Origin of the sequence: Blautia sp. HCP3S3_C12 (assembly GCF_052064155.1) — a bacterium.
Classification (GTDB): Bacteria; Bacillota; Clostridia; order Lachnospirales; family Lachnospiraceae; genus Blautia_A.
Window position 1 is genome coordinate 65,907 of the sequence record NZ_JBQHWC010000006.1, and the last position, 22,491, is coordinate 88,397.

General features: G+C 45.5%; 18 protein-coding genes. All 18 read right to left on the bottom strand.

What is annotated here, in order from left to right; all coding sequences use genetic code 11:
* A complete protein-coding gene (mutS, locus tag ACTNDS_RS07435) occupies positions 1-2,640 on the bottom strand; it encodes a DNA mismatch repair protein MutS (protein WP_441034750.1) in 2,640 nt (879 codons plus the stop codon).
* Positions 2,641-2,862: 222 nt separating this feature from the next.
* Positions 2,863-5,427, bottom strand: a complete 2,565-nt coding sequence (locus tag ACTNDS_RS07440; protein WP_441034752.1) for a heavy metal translocating P-type ATPase — start codon at positions 5,425-5,427, stop codon at positions 2,863-2,865.
* Between the two features lie 86 nt (positions 5,428-5,513).
* Positions 5,514-5,873, bottom strand: a complete 360-nt coding sequence (locus ACTNDS_RS07445; protein ID WP_441034754.1) for a metal-sensing transcriptional repressor — start codon at positions 5,871-5,873, stop codon at positions 5,514-5,516.
* Positions 5,874-6,240: 367 nt separating this feature from the next.
* Positions 6,241-7,575: an MATE family efflux transporter gene (locus ACTNDS_RS07450; RefSeq protein WP_441034835.1), complete on the bottom strand. Its 1,335-nt coding sequence runs from the start codon at positions 7,573-7,575 to the stop codon at positions 6,241-6,243.
* Positions 7,576-7,699: 124 nt separating this feature from the next.
* Positions 7,700-9,100, bottom strand: a complete 1,401-nt coding sequence (gene miaB, locus ACTNDS_RS07455) for a tRNA (N6-isopentenyl adenosine(37)-C2)-methylthiotransferase MiaB (RefSeq protein WP_441034756.1) — start codon at positions 9,098-9,100, stop codon at positions 7,700-7,702.
* Between the two features lie 176 nt (positions 9,101-9,276).
* Positions 9,277-11,439 carry an LPXTG cell wall anchor domain-containing protein gene (locus ACTNDS_RS07460; protein WP_441034758.1) on the bottom strand — a complete coding sequence of 721 codons (2,163 nt, stop codon included), beginning with the start codon at positions 11,437-11,439 and terminating at the stop codon, positions 9,277-9,279.
* An 89-nt stretch (positions 11,440-11,528) separates the two neighbouring features.
* Positions 11,529-12,779: a glutamate-5-semialdehyde dehydrogenase gene (locus ACTNDS_RS07465; RefSeq protein ID WP_433844378.1), complete on the bottom strand. Its 1,251-nt coding sequence runs from the start codon at positions 12,777-12,779 to the stop codon at positions 11,529-11,531.
* A 27-nt stretch (positions 12,780-12,806) separates the two neighbouring features.
* On the bottom strand, positions 12,807-13,370 hold the full coding sequence (locus ACTNDS_RS07470; RefSeq protein WP_441034761.1) for a 5-formyltetrahydrofolate cyclo-ligase: 564 nt from the start codon (positions 13,368-13,370) through the stop codon (positions 12,807-12,809).
* Positions 13,348-13,569: a DUF896 domain-containing protein gene (locus ACTNDS_RS07475; RefSeq protein ID WP_173742861.1), complete on the bottom strand. Its 222-nt coding sequence runs from the start codon at positions 13,567-13,569 to the stop codon at positions 13,348-13,350. The genes ACTNDS_RS07470 and ACTNDS_RS07475 overlap by 23 nt, the downstream gene beginning before the upstream one ends.
* Before the next feature lie 21 nt (positions 13,570-13,590).
* Positions 13,591-14,448, bottom strand: a complete 858-nt coding sequence (gene proB, locus ACTNDS_RS07480) for a glutamate 5-kinase (protein WP_441034763.1) — start codon at positions 14,446-14,448, stop codon at positions 13,591-13,593.
* 26 nt (positions 14,449-14,474) lie between these two features.
* A complete protein-coding gene (gene ybeY / locus ACTNDS_RS07485; RefSeq protein ID WP_441034765.1) occupies positions 14,475-14,969 on the bottom strand; it encodes an rRNA maturation RNase YbeY in 495 nt (164 codons plus the stop codon).
* Positions 14,966-15,976, bottom strand: a complete 1,011-nt coding sequence (locus ACTNDS_RS07490) for a PhoH family protein (protein WP_441034767.1) — start codon at positions 15,974-15,976, stop codon at positions 14,966-14,968. Before ACTNDS_RS07490 ends, ybeY begins: the two co-directional genes overlap by 4 nt.
* Positions 15,977-16,047: 71 nt before the next feature.
* Positions 16,048-17,238 carry a sporulation protein YqfD gene (locus ACTNDS_RS07495; RefSeq protein WP_441034769.1) on the bottom strand — a complete coding sequence of 397 codons (1,191 nt, stop codon included), beginning with the start codon at positions 17,236-17,238 and terminating at the stop codon, positions 16,048-16,050.
* A gap of 9 nt (positions 17,239-17,247) precedes the next feature.
* A complete protein-coding gene (locus ACTNDS_RS07500) occupies positions 17,248-17,526 on the bottom strand; it encodes a YabP/YqfC family sporulation protein (protein ID WP_173742856.1) in 279 nt (92 codons plus the stop codon).
* Positions 17,527-17,615: 89 nt separating this feature from the next.
* Positions 17,616-18,152 carry a DUF2284 domain-containing protein gene (locus ACTNDS_RS07505; protein ID WP_173742855.1) on the bottom strand — a complete coding sequence of 179 codons (537 nt, stop codon included), beginning with the start codon at positions 18,150-18,152 and terminating at the stop codon, positions 17,616-17,618.
* A gap of 15 nt (positions 18,153-18,167) precedes the next feature.
* Positions 18,168-18,647: a 23S rRNA (pseudouridine(1915)-N(3))-methyltransferase RlmH gene (rlmH, locus tag ACTNDS_RS07510; RefSeq protein ID WP_173742854.1), complete on the bottom strand. Its 480-nt coding sequence runs from the start codon at positions 18,645-18,647 to the stop codon at positions 18,168-18,170.
* Positions 18,648-18,664: 17 nt separating this feature from the next.
* Positions 18,665-19,735, bottom strand: a complete 1,071-nt coding sequence (locus tag ACTNDS_RS07515) for a chitobiase/beta-hexosaminidase C-terminal domain-containing protein (RefSeq protein ID WP_441034771.1) — start codon at positions 19,733-19,735, stop codon at positions 18,665-18,667.
* 65 nt (positions 19,736-19,800) lie between these two features.
* Complete coding sequence (locus ACTNDS_RS07520; RefSeq protein WP_441034773.1) at positions 19,801-22,485, bottom strand: DNA translocase FtsK 4TM domain-containing protein; 2,685 nt, start codon at positions 22,483-22,485, stop codon at positions 19,801-19,803.
* Positions 22,486-22,491: the final 6 nt, after the last annotated feature.

Genomic DNA, 22,491 nt, shown 5'->3' on the forward strand with positions numbered 1-22,491 from the left:
TCACCATCTGTTCTTAATCTTATTCTGCAGGTTATAAAGTGTATTCATTGCCTCCATTGGAGTCATATTCCCCATATCAAGGCCCTTGATCTCATCAATAATATCGTCATCCTTAACCGTATCGAACAGCGACATCTGCGCCATATCCATCTGATCATATACCGGCTTTTTCTTTTTCGCTGCTGCCAGGTCTTTTACTGCTGCCGTAATGTCCGCATCGCTCAGCTCCTCTACCAGCTCCTTCGCCCTCTGGATCACAGAGTCCGGAACTCCTGCAAGCTTGGCAACCTGGATTCCGTAGCTTTTATCTGCTCCGCCCTGAACGATTTTTCGCAAAAATACAATATCGTCCCCCTTTTCTTTGACGGCAATACAGAAGTTATTAACTCCCGGTATTTTTCCCTCCAACTCTGTCAGCTCATGGTAATGTGTGGCAAACAATGTTTTGGCACCGCAAAGCTTGGTATTGCTGATATGCTCGATCACCGCCCACGCAATGGCAAGACCGTCAAAGGTACTGGTACCTCGTCCGATCTCATCCAGGATCAGAAGGCTTTTGGCAGTGGCATTTCTCAGGATATTTGCAACCTCTGTCATCTCTACCATAAAGGTACTCTGACCGCTTGCCAGGTCATCGGATGCACCAACACGGGTAAAGATCCTGTCAACAATGCCAATATTTGCCTTCTCTGCCGGAACAAAGCTTCCGATCTGTGCCATCAAAACGATCAGTGCCGTCTGTCTCATGTAGGTGGATTTACCGGCCATGTTCGGTCCTGTAATAATAGATACCCGTTTCTTATGACTGTCCAGATAAGTATCGTTTGCGATGAACATATCATTTTCTATCATCTGCTCCACAACAGGATGGCGGCCATTTTTAATATCGATCACGCCTGTGGTATTTGTCTTTGGGCGGACAAAATGATTCCGTTCTGCAACCAGGGCAAGGGAAGCAAATACATCCAGTGCAGCCACAGCTTTGGCAGTTTTCTGGATCCGCACAACCTCTTTTCCTACTGTATCACGTACATTACAGAACAATTCATATTCCAGGGCATAGAGCTTATCCTCTGCCCCAAGGATCATGTCCTCCAGTTCTTTTAACTCCTGGGTAATATAACGTTCTGCATTGGAAAGGGTCTGTTTCCGGATGTATTCCTCAGGCACCAGATTTTTAAAGGTGTTGCTGACCTCCAGAGAGTAACCAAATACACGATTGTATTTGATCTTCATAGTCTTGATCCCTGTACGTTCTCTCTCCTTTGCTTCCAGTTCAGACAGCCATTTCTTGCCATCTGTCCTGGAACGCCGGAATTTATCTATATCCTCATTATAACCCTCTTTGATGATCCCTCCATCCTTCTGTGCAAGAGGCGGATCTTCCACGATGGCACCTTTGATCAGATCTGTCACATCCTCCAGAGGATCCATATCCTCATAAATCTTCTGAAGCAAAGGTGTTTTAAATTCCTTCAGTACCTGTTTAATATAAGGAAGCATTTCCAGAGAAGAAGCAAAGGCGATCAGATCCCTTGGATTTGCAGATTTATAGCTGATACGACTGATCAGTCGTTCCAGGTCATAGACAGGTCCCAGATATTCCCTGATTTCATCCCGGAGCATTCCGTTTTTATTTAACTCTTCCAGTGCTTCCAGACGCTTTTCAATCTCATCTCTGTCGATCAGCGGCTGCTCCACATAACCGCGGAGGGTACGGGCACCCATGGCAGTTTTGGTCTTGTCCAGCACCCAGAGCAGAGATCCTCTTTTTTGCTTTTCACGGAGAGTTTCCACAAGCTCCAGATTTCTGCGGCTGGAGCTGTCGATCAGCATATATTTCTCTGCGGAATAGGGACGGATCGTTGCCATATGGGACAGGGCTGTTTTCTGAGTCTCCTGCAGATACTGAAAAAGAGCACCTGCTGCAATGATTCCACAGTCATAATCTCCGATTCCAAGCCCTTCCAGGGAGCCTACATGAAAATGCTCCTTCAGGGTTCTCCGGCATAATTCATCATCAAAATACCAGGAATCCAGAGAAAATACACAGATTCCCAGTCGATTTTTCAAATCATCCGTATCAATATTTGACATATAAAAGGAATCATTACAGATAATTTCTGCAGGCACAAATTTATTGATCTCATCCAGAAGCTTCTGCGGTTTGTCTACCTCTGTCAGTAAACAGTCACCTGTACTGATATCCGCAATGGCACAGCCAAAATGCTCCTCAATGGAAACAATGGACATAAGATAATTATTCTTGCTCTCATCCAGAGAAGCAGCATCCAGAGTGGTTCCCGGAGTTACAATACGGACAACCTCTCTCTTTACCAGGCCCTTTGCTTTCTTTGGATCCTCCACCTGCTCGCAGATCGCCACCTTATGTCCCCGCTCGATCAGACGGTTGATATAAGTTTCCGCAGCATGATAAGGGACACCACACATGGGTGCCCTCTCCTCTAATCCGCAATCCTTTCCTGTAAGGGTGATCTCCAGTTCCTTGGTGACAAGCAATGCATCATCAAAAAACATCTCATAGAAATCTCCAAGACGGTAAAATAGAATGCAGTCTTTATATTGTTCCTTTGTCTTGCAGTATTCCTGCATCATCGGCGACATGTTCTTACTACTCATAAAGCTCCTTATTATTCATGCGGCCTTACACCGCCTTTATCTTAAATCTGACCACGTTTTTGACACAGCATATGTTTTATAACTGTGTATAAACATGGTCAGGTAATAGTTAGTTACATTTTTGAAACTTATTCAGTTTAACACATATGAGCAGGAGGTTCAAGATGGGGTGGTGAGAAAATTTGCAGAAAACACTTATTGTATACAAAATTTTTCTTACTGTCAGTTCTGGATACCGGTTACCTCATATCCGGCTTCTGCGATCACTTCACGGATCTTTTCCTCATCCAGCTGCTTGTCTGTAGTGATTACCGTAGTTCCGTTTTCATGGGAGGATACCACATCCTCTACCCCAAAGGCTGTTTTGATTGCCTTATTTACATGTGCCTCGCAATGTGGGCACATCATTCCTGTTACGTTTACTGTGATTTTGTTCATTTTTTTATTCTCCTTTTCTTTCTCTGATTTGTGGTTGACATATTCGTGGATCTTTCTGCTGTCCGCAGGCTCTTTCAGACTTTTATCGCCGGCTGTATCATGGATTTTAAACAGATTCAGCCGCAGGGCATTGGTCACTACGCAAAAGCTGGACAGACTCATGGCAGCAGCCCCAAACATAGGGTTTAAGGTCCATCCAAAGATAGGGATCCACACACCTGCTGCCAGGGGAATGCCGATCACGTTGTAAAAGAATGCCCAGAAAAGATTCTCATGGATATTCCTCAGTGTGGCGCGGCTTAACCGGATCGCTGCAGGTACATCACTGAGCCTGCTCTTCATCAGAACCACATCTGCTGCATCAATGGCTACGTCTGTTCCTGCACCGATGGCAATTCCCATATCTGCCCTGGTCAGTGCCGGGGCATCGTTGATCCCGTCTCCCACCATTGCTACTTTTCCGAATTTTTTCAGTTCCCGGATCACACTTTCTTTTCCCTCAGGAAGGACACCTGCGATCACCTCATCCACTCCGGCCTGTTCTCCGATGGCTCTGGCTGTACGTTCATTATCTCCCGTAAGCATTACCACCCGGATTCCCATATCCTGCAGTTCTTTTACTGCCCGGGGGCTGTCCTCCTTTATAACATCAGCCACTGCGATCATACCGATCAGTGTCCCGCCTTTTGCAAAGAGAAGGGGTGTTTTCCCTTCTTCCGCCAGTTTTTCTGCCTGGCTGAGCAGTTCCGATGCCACAGAAACCTGATCACTGATAAACTTCAGGCTTCCTCCCACAATCACTTCATGGTTTTGCACTGCCCGAAGTCCGTTTCCGGGAAGAGCCTGAAAATCTGAGACCTCCTGCAGAGGGATTCCTTTTTCTTCTGCCCCGGCAATTATAGCCTTTGCAAGGGGATGTTCGCTCCTTTTCTCAAGGGCATAGGCACAGCTTAACAATTTTTCCTCTGAAATTCCTTTGGCAGGAATAATATCAGTTACCTCAGGTTCCCCCCTTGTGATGGTTCCCGTTTTATCCAGCGCAACAATCTGAACCTTACCTGCCTCTTCCAGGGAAACTGCTGTTTTAAACAGGATTCCGTTTTTCGCACCCATACCATTTCCCACCATAATGGCAACCGGTGTGGCAAGTCCAAGAGCGCAGGGGCAGCTGATGACCAGAACAGAAATTCCTCTGGCAAGTGCATATCCAAAGTCTTTTCCTGCAACCAGCCAGACAATGATAGTAACAATGGCAATACTGATAACTGCCGGAACGAAAACACCGGAAACCCGGTCTGCGATTTTCGCAATAGGAGCTTTTGTTGCAGCCGCATCACTGACCATCCTGATGATCTGGGAAAGAGTAGTATCCTCGCCTACACGGGTAGCTTCACATCTGATAAATCCGGACTGATTTACAGTTGCTGCAGAAACTGCATCTCCAGGATTTTTATCCACAGGAATACTCTCTCCTGTAAGTGCAGCCTCATTGACTGCGCTGCCTCCCTCAAGTACCACTCCGTCCACCGGAATGTTCTCCCCGGGACGTACTACGAATACATCACCTTTTTTTACCTGCTCAATGGGTATTTCCCTTTCCTGTCCCTCGCGGACAACCACTGCTGTTTTGGGAGCCAGCTTCATCAACCCCTTCAGCGCATCTGTGGTTTTTCCCTTGGAGCGGGCCTCCAGCATTTTTCCTACTGTGATCAGGGTAAGGATCATGGCAGCAGACTCAAAATAGAACTCCATCATATAATTCATAACTGCTGCCGAATCCCCATCCACCTGTGCCCTTGTCATGGCAAACAGCACATAGACACTCCACACAAAAGATGCCATAGAGCCAAGTGCTACCAGGGTATCCATATTTGGGGCACCGTGCCACAGGCTTTTAAATCCATTGATAAAAAACTTCTGGTTGATGACCATGATAATGCCGGCAAGAAGAAGCTGTACCAGTCCCATGGCAATATGATTATCATGAAACCATGCCGGAAGGGGCCAGCCCCACATCATATGTCCCATAGAAAAATACATCAGTACCAGCAGAAAACCGACAGATGCAATGAGCCTTCGTTTCAATATAGGTGTTTCATGATCTTCCAGTGCTTCCTCTGCTGCAGAAGCAGATATCTGTTCCCCGGATGCCCCCTTTAAAGAGGCTCCGTACCCTGCGTCCTGTACAGCCTTAATAATCGCATCTGTACCGGCAGTTCCCTCCACTCCCATAGAGTTGGTCAGCAGACTGACGGAACAGGATGTGACTCCCGGAACCCTGGATACCGCCTTCTCCACTCTGCTGCTGCAGGCTGCACAGCTCATTCCGGTTACATTGTATTGTTCCATTGTAATTCCTCCTCATAACTTTGTGACTTATTATCCCTGATCTGATATCTGCAGATTGCTTCCCTGCTTTACACCTTCCACAGTTTTTACTTCATCAGTTTCTGCAAAGTAACCACCAGCTCATCGATTGTCTCATCTTTCCCCTGTCGGATATCTCTTGCCACACAGGTACGGATATGCTGAGCCAGAAGCTCCTTGTTAAAGGCATTTACTGCAGCATTCACTGCGGCTGACTGGATCAGGATATCATTACAGTAGGCATCGTTCTCCAGCATCCGGATGATTCCGCGGATCTGTCCTTCCACACGTTTCAGACGATTGACCAGCTTCTTACGTTCTTCCTCTGAACGGGCAGTGTGTTTTTCGCAGCAGGGACAGACCTTCTTCATACCCTCCTCCTGTATTTCCATACTATCTATATTTCTGTTTTCCGATTTTTTCGCCATAAACCGCTCCTTCTTCCGGGCTTCATTTTCTCTTTTTTTGCATTAGTTAAGGGGTATCTGTATTTTTATCTTATACCCCTTACAGGTATTTTTATGATTTATAATATATACCCATTAGGGGTATTTGTCAATTATTTTTTGTCAAGCGGATATTCGCAATCCGCTTCGCTACGTAGCTCTACACCGAATAACTGCTCCGCAGTTTATCAGAAGGAGCTTGCACTCCTCCTGATACAAGCAAGTCCCCACCCACTGCTTATTGCTTTTCGCAACCCCCGCAGGGGACTTACTTGATTCGGTTAAAAAAAGCTTCTGCAAAATGCATCGCTGACGCAATATATTCTGCAAAAGCTTTCATTTTTATACTCTATATACAGGCCTTCATTTTCCCATGTACTTTCTTTCTCACAAAGTAGAAGCAGCATACCTGCATCAGTATGGTAAGGATCCAGGATACAGGGTAGGAAATAAACAGCACGGACAGAGATCTGTGGGATGGAAAGATTCCAAAGATCCATACGATTCTGGTTCCCACAGTACCGATGATGGACAGGATCATAGGAACTCCGGAATGCCCCATTCCACGAAGTGCCCCAGGAAACAGGTCCATCAATCCGCAAAGAAAATAGGGAACTGTGGCAAAGGTCATAATCTCCATTCCTGCATGGATCACATCCGGCTCCCTGGTATAAATCTGCAGGATCTCAGGCCCAAAAAAGTAAGCGCAGCAACCCAGAGTCAGAGAACATACCACAGACAAAATAATACAGTCCACAAGAACCCTGTCCATGCGCTTCCATTTACGGACACCGTAATTCTGGCTGGTAAAGCTCATACATGCCTGGGTAATGGAATTTACAGAGACATACAGAAATCCAAATACATTATTGGCAGCTGTATATCCTGCCATAGCCACAGAGCCAAAGGAGTTGACAGAGGACTGAAGGAGCGCATTGGAAAAATTGATGACCGTGCTCTGGATTCCCGCAGGAACCCCTACCTGGAAAATCTGTTTCAGGTATTCTTTCTTTATGGAAAGCCTGGAAAAGCGCAGCTGATAGCTTCCCTCCGACATATAAAGACATCGCAAAACCAACACACAGGAAATAAACTGTGAGAATACTGTAGCAATGGCAACCCCGGCCACGTCCATATGGAAGTACACAACCAGGATCACATTCAGCACTGCATTGATCACACCGGAAACTATCAGAAAAAATAATGGCCTTCTGGTATCTCCCACAGCGCGGAGAATGGCTGCACCATAATTATAAAGCATAAAAAAGGGCATTCCCAGAAAATAAATCCGCATATACAGGGCAGACTGACTGATTACATCCTCAGGAGTTCCCATAAGCTCCAGGGAAAATCTGGCAAACATCAGTCCCAGGATTCCCATAAGAACCCCACTGATCAGAGCTACCGTAACAGAAGTGTGGACTGTCTCTGACATCTCCTTCGATTTTCCGGCAGCATAAAATCTGGCAGCAAGTACATTGGCTCCCAGGGAAATGCCAATAAATAAATTAGTAAAAATATTGATCAGTGCAGTAGTAGATCCTACAGCAGCCAGTGCCTGACTTCCACTGAACCTGCCCACTACCACAATATCCACAGCATTAAACAGAAGCTGCAGGATTCCGGACAGCATTAAAGGCAATGAAAAAGAGATCAGCTTGTCCATGATCGTTCCATTGCACATATCTATCTCATATTTATTATGTTTCACGTTTCTTTTATTCCTTTCTCAGTTACAGTAACCAGTTTATCCGTTGAAAAGCCCGGATTTCCGGACTATGCCGGAAATCCAGGCCATATTTATCTGTTTATTCCTCAACCAGAGTACCAAAATAATAAAATCCCTTACAGGTATCCAGTCGTACCTTTACATATTTTCCAAGAAGATCTCTGCAGCCTGGGAAATGCACCAGCAGATTATATTCTGTTCTGCCTGTATAGATTCCCTTTTCCTTACTCTCCTCTTCCACCAGGATCTCCTGCACAGTACCCTGGAAGCGGGAAGAAGCCTGACGCCCCTTTTCCTGTACCAGGGAAAGCAGACGGTCAAAACGATCCTTTACCACATCCTCAGGAATCTGGTTCTCCATTTTTGCAGCAGGAGTACCGCTTCTCTTGGAATAAATAAAAGTAAAGGCTGTATCAAAATCACATTTATCTACCACATCCAGTGTGTCCCGGAAGTCCTCTTCTGTCTCCCCGGGGAAGCCTACGATAATATCCGTAGTAAGGGAAATATCCGGGATGGCTGTACGGATCTTCTGCACCAGCTCCAGGTATTTCTCCTTGTCATAGCGCCGGTTCATGATCTTTAAGATACGGCTGCTTCCGGACTGCATAGGCAGATGAAGATGATGGCATACCTTTTTGCTTTTTGCCATAGTTTCAATCAGTTCATCTGACAGATCCTTGGGATGAGAGGTCATAAAACGGATTCTCTTTAACCCCTCAATTTCCTCTACCTGCTGCAGAAGCTGGGCAAAGGTAATAGGATTCTCCAATGTCTTGCCATAGGAGTTTACATTTTGTCCCAGGAGCATAACCTCTGTCACACCGTCTGCCACCAGCTCTCTGATCTCCTGAAGGATAGCTTCCGGTTCGCGGCTTTTCTCCCGTCCACGGACATAGGGAACGATACAATAGCTGCAGAAATTGTTACAGCCAAACATGATGTTCACACCGGTTTTGAAAGAGTATTTACGGTCTGCCGGCATCCCCTCTACGATCTCGTCAGATTCTTTCCATACGTCAATGATCTGCCCCTCCGTATTTAAGCTTCTGTAAAAAAGCTCCGGGAATTTATGAAAATTATGAGTACCAAACACCAGATCAACAAAGGAATAATCCTTATGGATCTTCTCGATTACTTCCGGCTCCTGCATCATACAGCCAAACAGTACGATCTTCATTTCTTTTTTCTGTTTCTTAATGCTCTTCAAATGTCCCAGATGTCCGTAGATCTTCATATTGGCATTCTCACGGACAGTACAGGTATTATAGATCACCACATCCGCATCCTCTTCCCTGGAAACCTCTTCATAGCCCATTTTCTTCACAATACCGGCAACTGTCTCTGTCTGAAGGGAATTCATCTGACAGCCGGCATTCTGGATAAAAAAGGCAGGCTGATGATCATATCTCTCTGCGACCAGTGCCTTACATTTTTCAATATATTCTAACTGCACTTTACTTTCCTGTGTATTAATCACTGTATATTTCCTCGTCCTTTCACAAGTTCTGTTCTATATTTATTATAAATTTGTGCTTTTCTTATCATACAGAATTTAGAGACAGATGTCAAACAAAAAAGCATGAAAAAGGCAGGCCCGAAGGCCCGCCTTTTTCATTCTCACAGCCGCCTGACCCTGTCAGACGGTCCAATTGATTACATTTCTTTTTTACGTTTTCTCACCAGCACATAACCGCCTGCCAAGATAGATGCTGCTGCCAGTGCCATCATAGTACCAACCGGTGATTCATCTCCTGTAGATACTGCTGACTTGGAAGCAGATCCGCTTGTTCCATCTGCATAAGTGGTCGGTGTCAGATCTGATGTACCCTCTGTTGTTCCGTCTCCTCCATAAGTACCGTCTGAACCGGTAACACCAGGAGTTACAGATGTCTGAGCCAGAGGAGCTGCCTTAAACTGATATTTTACAGATTCGATAATACCGCTCTGTGCCTGCCATTCTGTTCCGCTGTATACCTCTTTCTGGAAGAATACATAAATATCATAGGTTGTCTCTGCATCCTTGTAAATACCCTTGGCAGCGCCGATCTTCCAGGTAGTATGCATATCCTTGGAAGATGGATTTGCTGACATGCTCCAGTACTGTGGTACCCATCTCACATCTCCCTCATGAGGATCTGCATTGTCTGTACCTGCACCGATTGCTCTGAAATCATAGAAAGTTCCAGGATAGAAGGTAAGTGCGTTTTCAAAGCCCTGAACCTTACTTTCTGTAACTGCCGGAGTCTTCGGTACCGGAGTAGGTGTCACAGGAGCCTCCGGGCGTTTCTGTGCACTGTTGTCAACCTTTACGGATTTATAGTTTTTAGAATCCTTTTCACTGATTACAGTTACATAAATATCTACATCATAATCCGGCAGATCTGTTACTGTAACAGTTGTACTCTTATCAGCCTTGATCTTCTGACCGCTTACAGTGATCTCCGGCGCTTTTTCACCCTTTTTCACCCAGTCTACCTGGTAAAGTCCGTTAATGTTGGTATGGAATTTAATCTCATAGCTGTTGTGGCTGGTCCATTTACCACTTTCGATTTTGATCGCAGCCTTTGCTTCCGGTTTCTCAGAAGGAGTGGGAGCTACCGTTACAGTGGGATCTACCAGTTTTCCGTCTTCCCCAATGGTAAAGGTCTGTCCTTCATAAGTAAGCTGAGGCAGAACTTCTGCCAGTGTTACATCTGTTACACCTTCTGCTAATCCTACTACTGATACACCGGCCTTTGCATCCTTTACCTGGACGCCGATGGTAGAACCGGTTGTTGCACCGGTCACATTGATCTTGCCTTCTCCTGCCAGAACCAGGTTGCTGACAGCATCATTCTGATCCTTATTTTCTGTTACAGATACAGTGCCCTTTACATTTACTGCACTTTCACTGTAGATACCACCGCCAAGTGCTGCGGTATTGCCTGTAACAGTTCCGCCCTGCAGATATACGTTGGCGCCGGAGACTGCATTAACAGCTCCACCCTGTGCCGCAGTGTTACCTGTAACAGTTCCTCCTAAAAGATAGAAAGCTGCACCGGAAGCCACGTTAACAGCTCCACCATTTACCTCTGTGGAAGTGTTAGCATTTCCGGAAAGTGTTACACCGTCAGAAATTCCAAAGGTGCCGCTCTGTACATCAACCATAGGTGCTGTCACAGCTGTTGTGCCATCCCCTGTACCGTCTACTGTAATGGAACCGGTTCCTATTGCATTTCCGTCTTTATCATTTACTGTACCGCCGGCAATCTGGAAAGTACCGCCGGATACTGAGAAAAGGCTTCCTGCAAAACCGGCAGCACGTTTGATCTTAATATCCTCTGCTGTTGCAACCAGCATAATATTTTTGTTAGCCGGAACATCAATTGTCTCTCCAAGCTCAATCTCGCTGCTGATCTTAATGTATGTAGGATCATTGGCTTCAGCTGTACTGTCAGGTACTGCTGCAAATGCTTCCTTCAGAGTTGCATAGGCAGTCTCGCCGATCACGATTGTTCCGCTTCCTGCTTCTTCTGCAGCCGGTACCTCAGTAGGGTCTGCTGACTGTGTTTCCGGAGTCTCTGCAGGAGTCTCCTCTGACGGTGTTTCATCAGGAGTCTCTGCAGGCTCTTCTGCCGGTGTTTCCGGAGTCTCTGCAGGAGTTTCAGAAGCTGCCGGATCCTCTGCCGGTGCATCTGTACCTTCCTCTGCTGCCAACTCTCCCTCTGCTTCTGCCTGTGCTGCTACTGTATCTGCTGCTGCAAATGCAGCAGAAGGAGCCATTCCCATAGATAATGCTCCAGCCATCAAAATGGCAAATAATTGTTTTCTCCTCATTTTATGTCCTCCATAAATAAGTCTTTTATTTCATTTTTGCAATTCAAAACTAATTTTGAGTATAGCACACCTTTTGCAAAAAATCAAACTTACGGACGAATTTGTCCGTTTCCATAGATAATATATTTGGTAGTGGTAAGTGCCAGTAATCCCATAGGTCCCCTTGCATGTAATTTCTGGGTACTGATACCGATCTCCGCGCCAAAGCCAAACTCAAACCCATCTGTAAATCTGGTGGAAGCATTCACATACACTGCCGCAGCATCCACCTGATCCAGGAATTTCTGGGCATGCTCATAATTATTGGTAATGATTGCCTCAGAATGTCCGGTATTATATTGATTAATATGGCTGATTGCTTCTTCTACAGAGGAAACTACCTTCAGGGAAAGAATATAATCCAAATACTCTCTGCCCCAGTCTTCCTCTGTTGCATGTACAGCTCCGGGGATCAGCTCACAGGCTGCTTCATCTGCCCGGATTTCCACCTGTTTCTCCTGCAGGCGTCTGGCCAGAACAGGCAGAAACTCATCCTTTACTTTCTCATGGACCAGTACAGACTCACAAGCATTGCACACACCGACCCGCTGAGTCTTGGCATTCATAATAATATCTGCTGCCATCTGCAGATCGGCAGTTTCGTCCACATAAATATGGCAGTTACCTGTACCGGTCTCGATCACAGGGATTGTACTATTCTCAACTACTGCTTTGATCAGTCCTCTGCCGCCTCTGGGGATCAGCACATCCACATACTGATTCATTTTCATAAATTCTGCTGTGGTTTCTCTGGAAGTGTCCGTGATCAGCTGGATGGCATCCTCTGTGATCCCCTGCTCCCGTAATACCTCACGGATACATTTTACAATGGCCTCATTGGAATGAATGGCATCGCTTCCTCCCTTTAAGATCACCACATTTCCGGTCTTAAAGCAAAGGGCAAAGGCATCTGCTGTTACATTTGGTCTGGCCTCATAAATAATTCCGATCACACCTAAGGGCACTCTTTTCTGCCCGATCATCAGACCGTTGGGACGCTTCTTCATCCCCAGGACCTCACCTACAGGGTCCTCCAGCGCCGCCACCTGGCGAAGTCCCTCTGCCATCCCCCGGATCCGGTCACCGGTAAGAAGCAGTCTGTCCACCAGAGCCTCCGGCATATTATTTTTTCTGCCGTTTTCCACATCCAGGGCATTGGCTGCTGTCAGAGTATCTGCATTCTCTGTCAGTGCCTCTGCAACCTTAAGAAGCACCTCATTTTTCTCATTTGCAGAAAGATTTCTCACAAGAACTTCCGCATTCCTGGCATTTTTTCCAAGAGTATTCAGCATTTCATTCATTTCTCAAACTCCTTTCGGTCACAAGATTTAAGCCTCAGACGTCAGGCAGCAGGTTTCCTCCTCTGTCACCAGGATCTGAGGACAGATATCTGTAGGTTCTGTGGGAACCTGATCAAACATCTGAAAGGAAAAGGCCACTGCCACTCTCTGGATATCCGGATGCTTCTCCAGATAACGGTCATAAAACCCTCCACCGTATCCTACCCGGTGATTCTCCCTGTCAAAAGCCACACCAGGCATGATCATAAGTGCTGTGGGCCATTCCACGATTTCCCCTGAAGCAGGCTCCGGGATCCGGAAATACCCAGGTTCAAGCTGGGAAAAATCAGTAAGCTTATAAAACACCATATCCTTTCCCACCACCTTGGGTACCGCAACCTCTTTGCCGGCCTTCCATGCCTCTTCAATAAGATACTCCGTGATCACCTCATGATTGTAATCTGCATATGCCAGGATCCTGTCTGCATGCTTAAAGGCAGGAAGAGCCACCACTCTCTGAGTGATCGCTTTGCTCATTTCCTCCACCCAGGCATCTGTACACTGTTTTCTGGCTGCAAAAACTTTTTTCCTAATTTCCTTTTTTGTGTCCATATTTCTCTCCAAGATTTACTACTGAGCCATCTGCTTCTTTGATATCAATATTATCCAGCTGAGTACGAAGATTCAGACGGACATAGGCAATATATTCCTTGCGCAGCAGTTCCCTCTCCTTTTTTTCTTCTTCCGTAAGTCCTACGCTTTTCGCCTTATGTGCCAGTGCATTGATCCGTTCAATCTTTTCTGCCTCCATAAATAAATTCCTCCTGTGTTTTTATAATAATTTATCAATAATATCGATAAGATAAAACTCTTCTCTGGACTGACCCACAAATAAGGTACCGTAGTCACGGCCCTCTGTGATCTTGTGGATAATATGGAAATCAGCTCCATTGGCAATGACCATATCCACTCCTGCAGCAGAGGCAATCCTGGCAGCCGTAAGCTTGGTAGCCATTCCTCCGGTTCCCACAGTGCTCTTGGATGTGGATTTTCCCATCTCCAGGAACTCCTCATCCAGATTCTCCACCAGATCAATAAATCTGGCATCCGGATTGATATTGGGATCATCCGTAAAAAGTCCGTCAATATCTGACAGCAGGATGAGCAGATCTGCCTGCACCAGTGCCGCAACCACTGCAGACAATGTATCATTATCTCCAAACTTCTCCAGAGACTGCAGCTCATAAGTGGAGATAGAGTCATTTTCATTTACAATGGGAATGACTCCCAGACTCAGAAGCTCATTAAAGGTATTCTGAGCATTTTTACGGTTCGCATTATTAACCATTGTATTTTTTGTCATCAAAATCTGAGCTGAGGGCTGGTTGTATTCCAGAAAAAGCTTCTGATAGATCATGATCAGACGGGCCTGTCCCACTGCAGCGCAGGCCTGCTTGGTCTTAAGCTCTGTAGGCTTTTCCTTCATTCCCAGAGCAGCTACTCCTGTAGCCACAGCTCCGGAAGAAACCAGGATCACATCTTTTCCCTGACTTCGCAGATCACTTAGTTCCCTGGCCAGAACCTCCAGCTTTCGCAGATTCAGTCTCCCTGTTTCCGAATGGGTCAGGGATGAGGAACCGATTTTAATTACTATTCTCTTTTTATCCTTTAATCTTTCCCGGTAATTCATTTTTCACTCCGTAATTTCAAGTCTTTTTATCGTGTAATGCCAAGCTCATCCAAAGCAGTTCTCTGTTTATTTTCCATAACAACAGCCTCCTCAGGTGTCATATGGTCATAGCCCAGCAGATGCAGCATACTGTGGGCTACCAGGAAACAGAATTCTCTGGTAACACTGTGTCCGTATTCCTCAGCCTGGGCGAAAACCTTATCTACAGAGATCATAATATCTCCCAGTAATAATTCATCTGTATCCAGGTCAAAATAGGATTCGTCCTCCTCCACAATGGCGTAATCTGCCGGTGTCTCAAATGGGATCATAGGAAAAGACAGAACATCTGTAGGCGCAGGGATCTCCCTGAATTCTGTATTCACTCTCTGGATCTCTTCATTATCTGTGAGAACCAGATTTACCTGTGCATCATAAGGACAGCCTTCCATATCCAGAACCTTCTGCACTACTTTTTCTGCCAGCTCCTCATACTCAATTCCGATTTCACGGTCTGTCTCATAATCTATCTGTAATGTCATCTCTCATATCCTCCTCTTCGTCCCCTGGCAGGGCGCTCCGGCTTCTGCTTTTTTTCATAGGCATCGTAGGCCTGGACAATCTGCTGCACCAGAGGATGACGTACCACATCCTTGCTGGTCAGCTGGCAAAAGCCAATATCATCTATTTTCTTCAGCACCTTCATAGCCACATCCAGCCCGGAAACAGCATCCCGGGGCAGATCCTTCTGGGAAGCATCTCCGGTAACAATTACCTTGGAGCCAAATCCAATACGTGTCAGGAACATTTTCATCTGTGCAGGGGTGGTATTCTGGGCTTCATCCAGAATAATGAAAGCATTATCCAAAGTACGTCCTCTCATATAGGCAAGAGGAGCCACCTCGATCAATCCTCTCTCCATATTTTTGGCAAAGCTGTCTGCTCCCATGATCTGATACAGCGCATCATAGAGAGGGCGCAGATAGGGATCTACCTTACTCTGGAGATCACCGGGCAGAAAGCCAAGCTTTTCTCCTGCTTCAATGGCAGGGCGTGTCAGGATGATCCTGCTTACCTCTTCATTTCGAAAAGCAGTCACTGCCATGGCCATAGCCAGGTAAGTTTTACCTGTACCTGCAGGCCCCACTCCGAAAACAATCATTTTTTTGCGGATCTGGTCTACATATTCCTTCTGTCCCAGAGTCTTGGGCTTTATTGGCCTGCCCTGAATGGTATTGCAGATAAAATCCTTATCTATTTCTGTAAGTACCTCATTCCTCTGCTCCATGGCAAGAGAAAGAGCATAGTTTACATTCTGTCTGGTAATCGTATTGCCTCTTTTTGCCAGAACCACCAACTCATCGATCAGTTTTTTCGCAGAGGCTGCATTCTGTTCACTTCCTAATATTTTCAAAACTCCATCTCTGGAGATCACAGTTACATTTAAGGTCCGCTCGATCAGCTTCAGATGCTCATCAAACTGTCCGAACACATTTGATTCCTGATCAGCCGGTACTTCTGTATGCAATTCAATAATACTGCCTGCCATTTAAAATAATTCCTTTCTGTAGTTACTGTGTTTTATTGTATCACCCTTTTGTATTTTTTGAAATAAAAAATTTAAGGTTTTTCCCAGGGCACTTCTTTTCCTGTCTTTTCAACTATTTCCAGAACACCGGAGCTTATACAGGCAGAGTCTGTGACCCTTATGGCAACACGATTGTCTGTAATCTCTTTTCCCTCTTCCAGAAGTTTTTTCATATATGTGCGCAGGCAAAGCTCTGCCTGGGTCCTGGCTTCTGCAGGTGTATAAATTTCCGTAATCTGTCTGTATTTTTGAAACTCCACTTTTCCCACAGACAGAGGCAGGCTGAAATTCTCATTAAGATATAAGGGATATTCTGCGGAAGATATCCTCCAGTTACCCTTTGGAATATGAAAAAGTTCCAGGTACCAGGCTCCTGCCTTCAGATAAAAGCCCGTTTCAGTTTTACCGGTCATCTCTCTTTCTCTATGCTTAAGAGGAAACTCCCTGTGATAAACTACAGGATGAGAAATGTAGATATCCGCATCTGCATGGACATATTCTCTGCGCTGGATCTCCTGGTTATCATTCATAATATGTAATTCACCGGAAACAAGAAGATCTCCGGCATCACAGGTGTCTCCCACTTTTTTTACAGGAATTCCTGCACGGGCAATGATCCGGACAATTTTCCCCTTTTGATTCGCCACCAGATCGCAGGGCATACTATTTTTTTCTGTTTCCTGCAGTTCCTCCTTCTCTTTTATATCCAGTATCAGTTTACAGCCTGTGATCCTGGCAGATACCCAGGTAATATCCGGAAAATCTTTTCGCACAAAGGCAGCAAGCTGTGTACAGTTTACTTTCTTTTTGGACATCCCATGGACGATTTCTTCCTTTTCCAGATATTTCAGTATTTCCGGAGTACTGTTTTTTATATTTCCACTGATCTGAATATTCCATATTCTGCCGGACAGAAAGATCACAAGAATGCTACCCAGAAGAAGCCCTGCTGCAAAGGCCTTTTTCTTCCTGCACCGGATCATCCGGACCGGAAGCCCTCCCTTTTTCAGTATTTTAATATGAACTCCTGTTTTATTTCTGACAGGCCTTAATTTAAAATAATCTCTCACAGAAACACAGGCCTGTATCCTGCCTTCACCTTTATAAGAGATCTTTTCCATAAAAATCCCACGGTTCCTGCACAGATTAAGAAATCGTCCTAATTGCTCTCCCTCTATGCAAAGGATCACATATCCATATAGAAATCTTAATAATTTTCCCATATCCGGTAGTCATTTCTGCTGCAAAAGAATACTGGAGATCGCCCCGGTAATCTTCATTTCCAGAGAGGTATACCAGACAATTTCCAGATTTCTGCCACGCAGAAGGACCTTTCCCCGAAGAGACTGGAGCAGAATTTCAGAATCTGTATACTGCAGAATACCTTTATAATTTTCTATCACTGCTTCCCCGCTTCCTGTGAGGGAAATCTTAGTTTCCCCACCGTCCAGATCCGGCGCCAGCTCCAGTGCAGTGACCACCTGCTTCTTCCACAGTCTGTTTTTTTCCATAAAAAATCCCTCCGGCTTTTACTGTCAGTTTATGCCGGAGAGATTTATGGTATGCAAAAGCCCAGGAAAATACAGGGAAACCTTCACTTTCATCGGATCAGGATCATGGAAAACCAGAGGATGGTATTTCCGCCCAGGTTATATTCCATGGACTGCTCTTCCACAATTTCATTTACCACTACGCCGTGGCTTTCCAGGCAGGGATGCATTCTGTCTGGATGTCTGCAGGGCTTTCCTTCTGTATATGCACATTTCTCACAGATATCACAGGACTCTGTAGAAAGGATAAAGGTTTCATAGCCTTCCTCTTTCAGATATCTTCCCACCTCAGTGGTCAGGTCCTCATGAGCCCGCCTGGTAGAGAGCATTTCTTCCATATTCAGGATATCTGACACCTCTGCCACACTGGAAAAAAATACAGCCTGGGGGTATTTTTTGATTCTTTTCTCACACTCCTCCAGAGTGCCCACAGCTGGGGGACAGGCCCAGGTAGAGCCATAACGGGTACACTCCTGCCTGCAGATCGTCCTGACCCGCTCTTCTATCCTTATATTCTGAGTGTCCAGCAACCGATATTCATAAATGGGATACTGTGAAATAAATTCTTCAAATTTCTGTCTGTCCATAACCTGCTCCTTGTACTATTTGTGATATGGCTCATGATTTATGATCCTGTAGCTTCGATAAATCTGCTCAAGAAGGATCATCTGCATCAGCTGATGGGGAAAGGTCATTTTCGAAAAGCTCAGCTTATAATCTGCCCGTTTCAGCACCTTATCACTTAGCCCCAGGGAGCCCCCGATCACAAAGGCAATGGAGCTGACACCTGAAACGCCAAGACGTTCTATCTTTTGGGACAGCTCCACAGAATCTGCCATTTGTCCGTCAATAGCAAGAGCGATCACATAATCCTGCTCCCGGATATGTTTCAGAAGCCGTTCCCCCTCTGTATCCTTAATCTGCTGATTCAAAGTCTCAGAGGCTTTGTCCGGTGTCTTTTCATCCGGCACCTGACAGAAGGTCAGCTTGCAATATCTGCTAAGGCGCTTGGCATATTCTGCAATTCCTGCACTTAAATATTTTTCTTTAATTTTTCCAACTGATACAATACGGATTTCCATTCTCTTCTTTCCTGTCTTTAATATTGTAAATAGTATTCCCTGGAAGTAAGCTTGCTGGTTTTTCCGTTGGCTGCCACAAGGATCACATTAAATATATGGTATCCCACAGGCATGGATATGGGCTGTTCATATTCTGTACTGTTCACATCCGGTTCTCTGTCAAAGGCATAATAAGCCTTACATCCATCCGGCACACTGACCTTGATGGTTGTCTCTTTGCTGAAATCCCCTGACTTTGGATAAACAACAGGGGCTGCCGGAGTTTTCAGCACAATAATATATTTTCCGGAAGCCACTTCGCTTATAATGTTTTTGGCATTCACACCGATTGCCTTTATACAGGTAGTTCCCTCATTTAATTCAACGGGTTCCGTATACACAGAACTTTCCAAAGTAGGATCTGTACCGTCCAGAGTATAATAAATCCTCTGGTAATCTCCAGAAAGCTCCAGTTTCTGAAGTGAAGTATAGGTTCCCGGAGCAATGCTGAAAGCCGGGGGACTGCACATATATTCCCCACAGGCCTCCTGGACTTTTTTGCTGCTGTTCTGCAGAATATCCCGTACCTCTGCACTCTGTCCATTTTTTGCAAGCAAAGATACCAGCTCCTCATAAACACCTACACCTGCATCTGCTTTTTTTACCAGCGGCTTCAGAATCAGGATTCCTTCCTTCAGTTTCCCTTGCTTCTCCAGACATTTTGCCAGAAGAATATTTGCAGACTCATTATTGGGCTTTTTTTCCAGGGCTGCTTCTATAGATCTGGCCGCTGCCCCATAATGTTCCTGTTCAAACTGCTGGCTGGCATGACTGTATAATGCCGAAAAAGTATGTAACTGCCGGTAACAGAACGCTCCCAGAAGGACTGCAGCTGCCAGACAGACAACAATAGTCCTCTTCCGGTTATAAATAAACTTTCCGGCAGACAGTCCTTCCCTGTCACTTTCTTCACCTGAGTCCTGCTGTTCCTTTTTTCTGAGCTGTGTTTCCACAGAATCAAATTCCCTGACCCAGGGAATTTCTGAAAGGCAATGAGGACAATACAGGGAGCCTTTTTCCACTTCTTTGTGGCAACTGGGACATTTCATAGACACCCTCACTGTTTCTTAAACCTATTATCCATGTTACTGCGCACAAAGCAGGCAGTAACCCCTTAATTGTTCTCTATATAATTTTCAAACTGCTCCATAGACATAAGCACTTTTCTGGGCTTGGTTCCCTCCTCAGGTCCTACTACTCCTGCATCACAGAGCTGATCCATGATCCTGGCCGCTCTGTTAAATCCTATCTTAAACATTCGCTGAAGCATGCCTATGGAAGCTTTCTCCTTCTCAATAATAAACTTTCCGGCTTCCTCAAAGTGTACATCCCTGTCTTCACCGGCTCCGCCGGCTGCTGCCCCAGGAGAATTCACCTGCTGCTCAATCTGCTGGTCATACTGTACTCCAGGATTTTTATCTGCCAGGAACTCAACCACCTGGCTGACCTCCTCATCCGATACAAAAGCTCCCTGTAATCTGGCAGGCTTCTGATATCCCTGAGGATAAAAAAGCATATCTCCCTTACCCAGAAGCTTCTCTGCCCCATTCATATCCAGAATGGTGCGGGAATCCACTCCCGATGACACAGAAAAAGCAATTCTGGAAGGCATATTCGCCTTGATCAGACCTGTAATAACATTTACGGAAGGTCTCTGGGTAGCAATGATCAGATGAATACCTGCTGCACGGGCAAGCTGAGCCAGACGGCAGATGGCATCCTCCACTTCACCGGGTGCTACCATCATAAGATCTGCCAGCTCGTCTACAATGATTACAATCTGAGGCATTTTATCCGGTCGGGGCTGCTCTTCTGTGAAATGCATGGTTTCAATCTTACGATTATATTCGGAAAGATTACGGACTCCGTACTCCGCAAAGGTATTATATCGGTTTGTCATTTCTGTAACAGCCCAGTTCAACGCTCCTGCTGCTTTCTTCGGATCTGTGACTACCGGAATAAACAGATGAGGAATTCCATTATATACACTAAGCTCTACCACCTTGGGGTCGATCATGATCAGCTTCACTTCTTCAGGCTTCGCCTTGTACAAAATGCTGACGATCAAAGTATTAATACATACGGATTTACCGGAGCCTGTGGCACCGGCGATGAGAAGATGAGGCATTTTTGCAATATCTGTTACAACTGTTTTGCCTGCAATATCCTTACCTACAGCAAAAGAAAGTCTGGATTTTGCTTTCTGAAATTCCTCTGACTGAAGGAGATCGCGGAGCATGACCGTACTGTTTTCCTTATTGGGCACCTCAATTCCCACAGCTGCTTTGCCGGGAATGGGCGCCTCGATACGGATGTCAGGGGTAGCCAGATTCAGCTTGATATCATCTGCCAGACCTACGATCTTGCTGACCTTAACCCCCATTTCCGGCTGAAGCTCATACCGGGTTACAGTAGGACCACAGCTTACATTTGTCACTGTCACATTTACTCCGAAATTGTGAAGAACCTCCTGCAGCTTCTGAGCAGTTTTCCGCAGATGGGCATCCGTATCTCCCTGGGATTTTCCGCTGCCTCTTTTCAGCAGGTTAAGAGGTGGAAATCTGTATTCTTTTTTCTCAGCGGCTTCGTTCTGGCTAATCTCGTGCTGTATACTTACAATGCCGTTCTGAATCTCTGCTTCAGAAGATTTCGGATTCTTCGAAGGCTGCCGCTGAGCCTTCTCCGGCTGAAAAGGGGGCACTTCTTCCTCTTCTGCATCACTTTCTGTATCGTCTTCTGTATTTTCTTCTATATTTTCTTTATCATCTGCCGGAACATCTGTCAGTTCATCCGCTCTCTGAATCTGGAAATCCATAGCAGGAGAGAATTCTTCATTCTCCTCCGGCTGAACTTCATCCATTTCTTCCGACACATCTGAAAGATTATCTGGCTCATCTGCATCCGCAGAAACCGCAGCTTTCTTTGATGGCTTCCCTGACTTCTTCTTATTTTTCTGAGATTTCGGCTCTGTCAGTCTGGTACCTTCCAGAAATCCGGCTTTTTTCATATTCTTTGCTTCTTTTGGGTCTAGCAAGAAGTCCTCCTCATTGTCAAGAAAGTCCTCCTCTTCCTCTCCTTCAGCTGCAATCTCCTCTTCCAGCCTCCGGATTTTTTCCTCTCTGCGTTCCTCACGAAGCTGTTTTCTCTGTTGCGCACGAACCTGGCGGCGCATCTGTCTCTCCGGTTGTCCCTCCATATACTGGGCACGACCGTTCTTAATCAGATCAAGAATCCGGATCACCAGCATGGTGACAAAGTCAAGAAGGGATCTCTGAGTAATGATGATCAGGCATACAATATACACCAGAATAATGATTACTATCCCTCCTGCTGTACCAAAGGCAGATGTAATTGAAATACAGAGTGCTCCGCCAATCAATCCTCCACCGGTTTTATAATCAGCACTTAAATTAAAATAATCCATTAAAGTAGTGCCTGACATGTATCCGTCTGTGAGAAGCTGTGCTGTTGCACACATAAAAAGAAACATCACAAAAACTGCTGCCATTTTTTTGTATGCCAGACGGTTAGTTTTATTGATCAGAATAAAGGCTGCCCCTACAAAGAAAATGACAGGAAAAAGATATGCCATCATTCCCATCAGTCCAAAGCAGAAATGACTGATGGCATCCCCTACAAAGCCTCCCATTCCGAAATTGCTGACCAGAAGGATCACACAGGCTGCCAGGATCACAAATAAAATAATCTCTGTCTGAAACCCTGCTGTCTCCTGCCTGGATGCAGCTCCTCTGCTGTTTTTCCCCTTTTTTACTGTACGTTTCCTGTTAGATGCTGCCATTTCCAG

Excerpts from the sequence above, each read along its gene's own strand:
- ACTNDS_RS07445 (WP_441034754.1), bottom strand. The coding sequence starts at position 5,873 with ATGGCGAAAAAATCGGAAAACAGAAATATAGATAGTATGGAAATACAG.
- ACTNDS_RS07515 (WP_441034771.1), bottom strand. The coding sequence starts at position 19,735 with ATGAAATGTCCCAGTTGCCACAAAGAAGTGGAAAAAGGCTCCCTGTAT.
- ybeY (WP_441034765.1), bottom strand. The coding sequence starts at position 14,969 with ATGACATTACAGATAGATTATGAGACAGACCGTGAAATCGGAATTGAG.
- ACTNDS_RS07470 (WP_441034761.1), bottom strand. The coding sequence starts at position 13,370 with ATGGACACAAAAAAGGAAATTAGGAAAAAAGTTTTTGCAGCCAGAAAA.
- ACTNDS_RS07500 (WP_173742856.1), bottom strand. The coding sequence starts at position 17,526 with ATGGAAAAAAACAGACTGTGGAAGAAGCAGGTGGTCACTGCACTGGAG.
- ACTNDS_RS07495 (WP_441034769.1), bottom strand. The coding sequence starts at position 17,238 with ATGGGAAAATTATTAAGATTTCTATATGGATATGTGATCCTTTGCATA.
- mutS (WP_441034750.1), bottom strand. The coding sequence starts at position 2,640 with ATGAGTAGTAAGAACATGTCGCCGATGATGCAGGAATACTGCAAGACA.
- ACTNDS_RS07440 (WP_441034752.1), bottom strand. The coding sequence starts at position 5,427 with ATGGAACAATACAATGTAACCGGAATGAGCTGTGCAGCCTGCAGCAGC.
- ACTNDS_RS07490 (WP_441034767.1), bottom strand. The coding sequence starts at position 15,976 with ATGGCAGGCAGTATTATTGAATTGCATACAGAAGTACCGGCTGATCAG.
- ACTNDS_RS07465 (WP_433844378.1), bottom strand. The coding sequence starts at position 12,779 with ATGAATGAAATGCTGAATACTCTTGGAAAAAATGCCAGGAATGCGGAA.
- ACTNDS_RS07505 (WP_173742855.1), bottom strand. The coding sequence starts at position 18,152 with ATGGACAGACAGAAATTTGAAGAATTTATTTCACAGTATCCCATTTAT.
- ACTNDS_RS07475 (WP_173742861.1), bottom strand. The coding sequence starts at position 13,569 with ATGGAGGCAGAAAAGATTGAACGGATCAATGCACTGGCACATAAGGCG.
- proB (WP_441034763.1), bottom strand. The coding sequence starts at position 14,448 with ATGAATTACCGGGAAAGATTAAAGGATAAAAAGAGAATAGTAATTAAA.
- rlmH (WP_173742854.1), bottom strand. The coding sequence starts at position 18,647 with ATGGAAATCCGTATTGTATCAGTTGGAAAAATTAAAGAAAAATATTTA.
- ACTNDS_RS07450 (WP_441034835.1), bottom strand. The coding sequence starts at position 7,575 with ATGTGCAATGGAACGATCATGGACAAGCTGATCTCTTTTTCATTGCCT.
- ACTNDS_RS07460 (WP_441034758.1), bottom strand. The coding sequence starts at position 11,439 with ATGAGGAGAAAACAATTATTTGCCATTTTGATGGCTGGAGCATTATCT.
- ACTNDS_RS07520 (WP_441034773.1), bottom strand. The coding sequence starts at position 22,485 with ATGGCAGCATCTAACAGGAAACGTACAGTAAAAAAGGGGAAAAACAGC.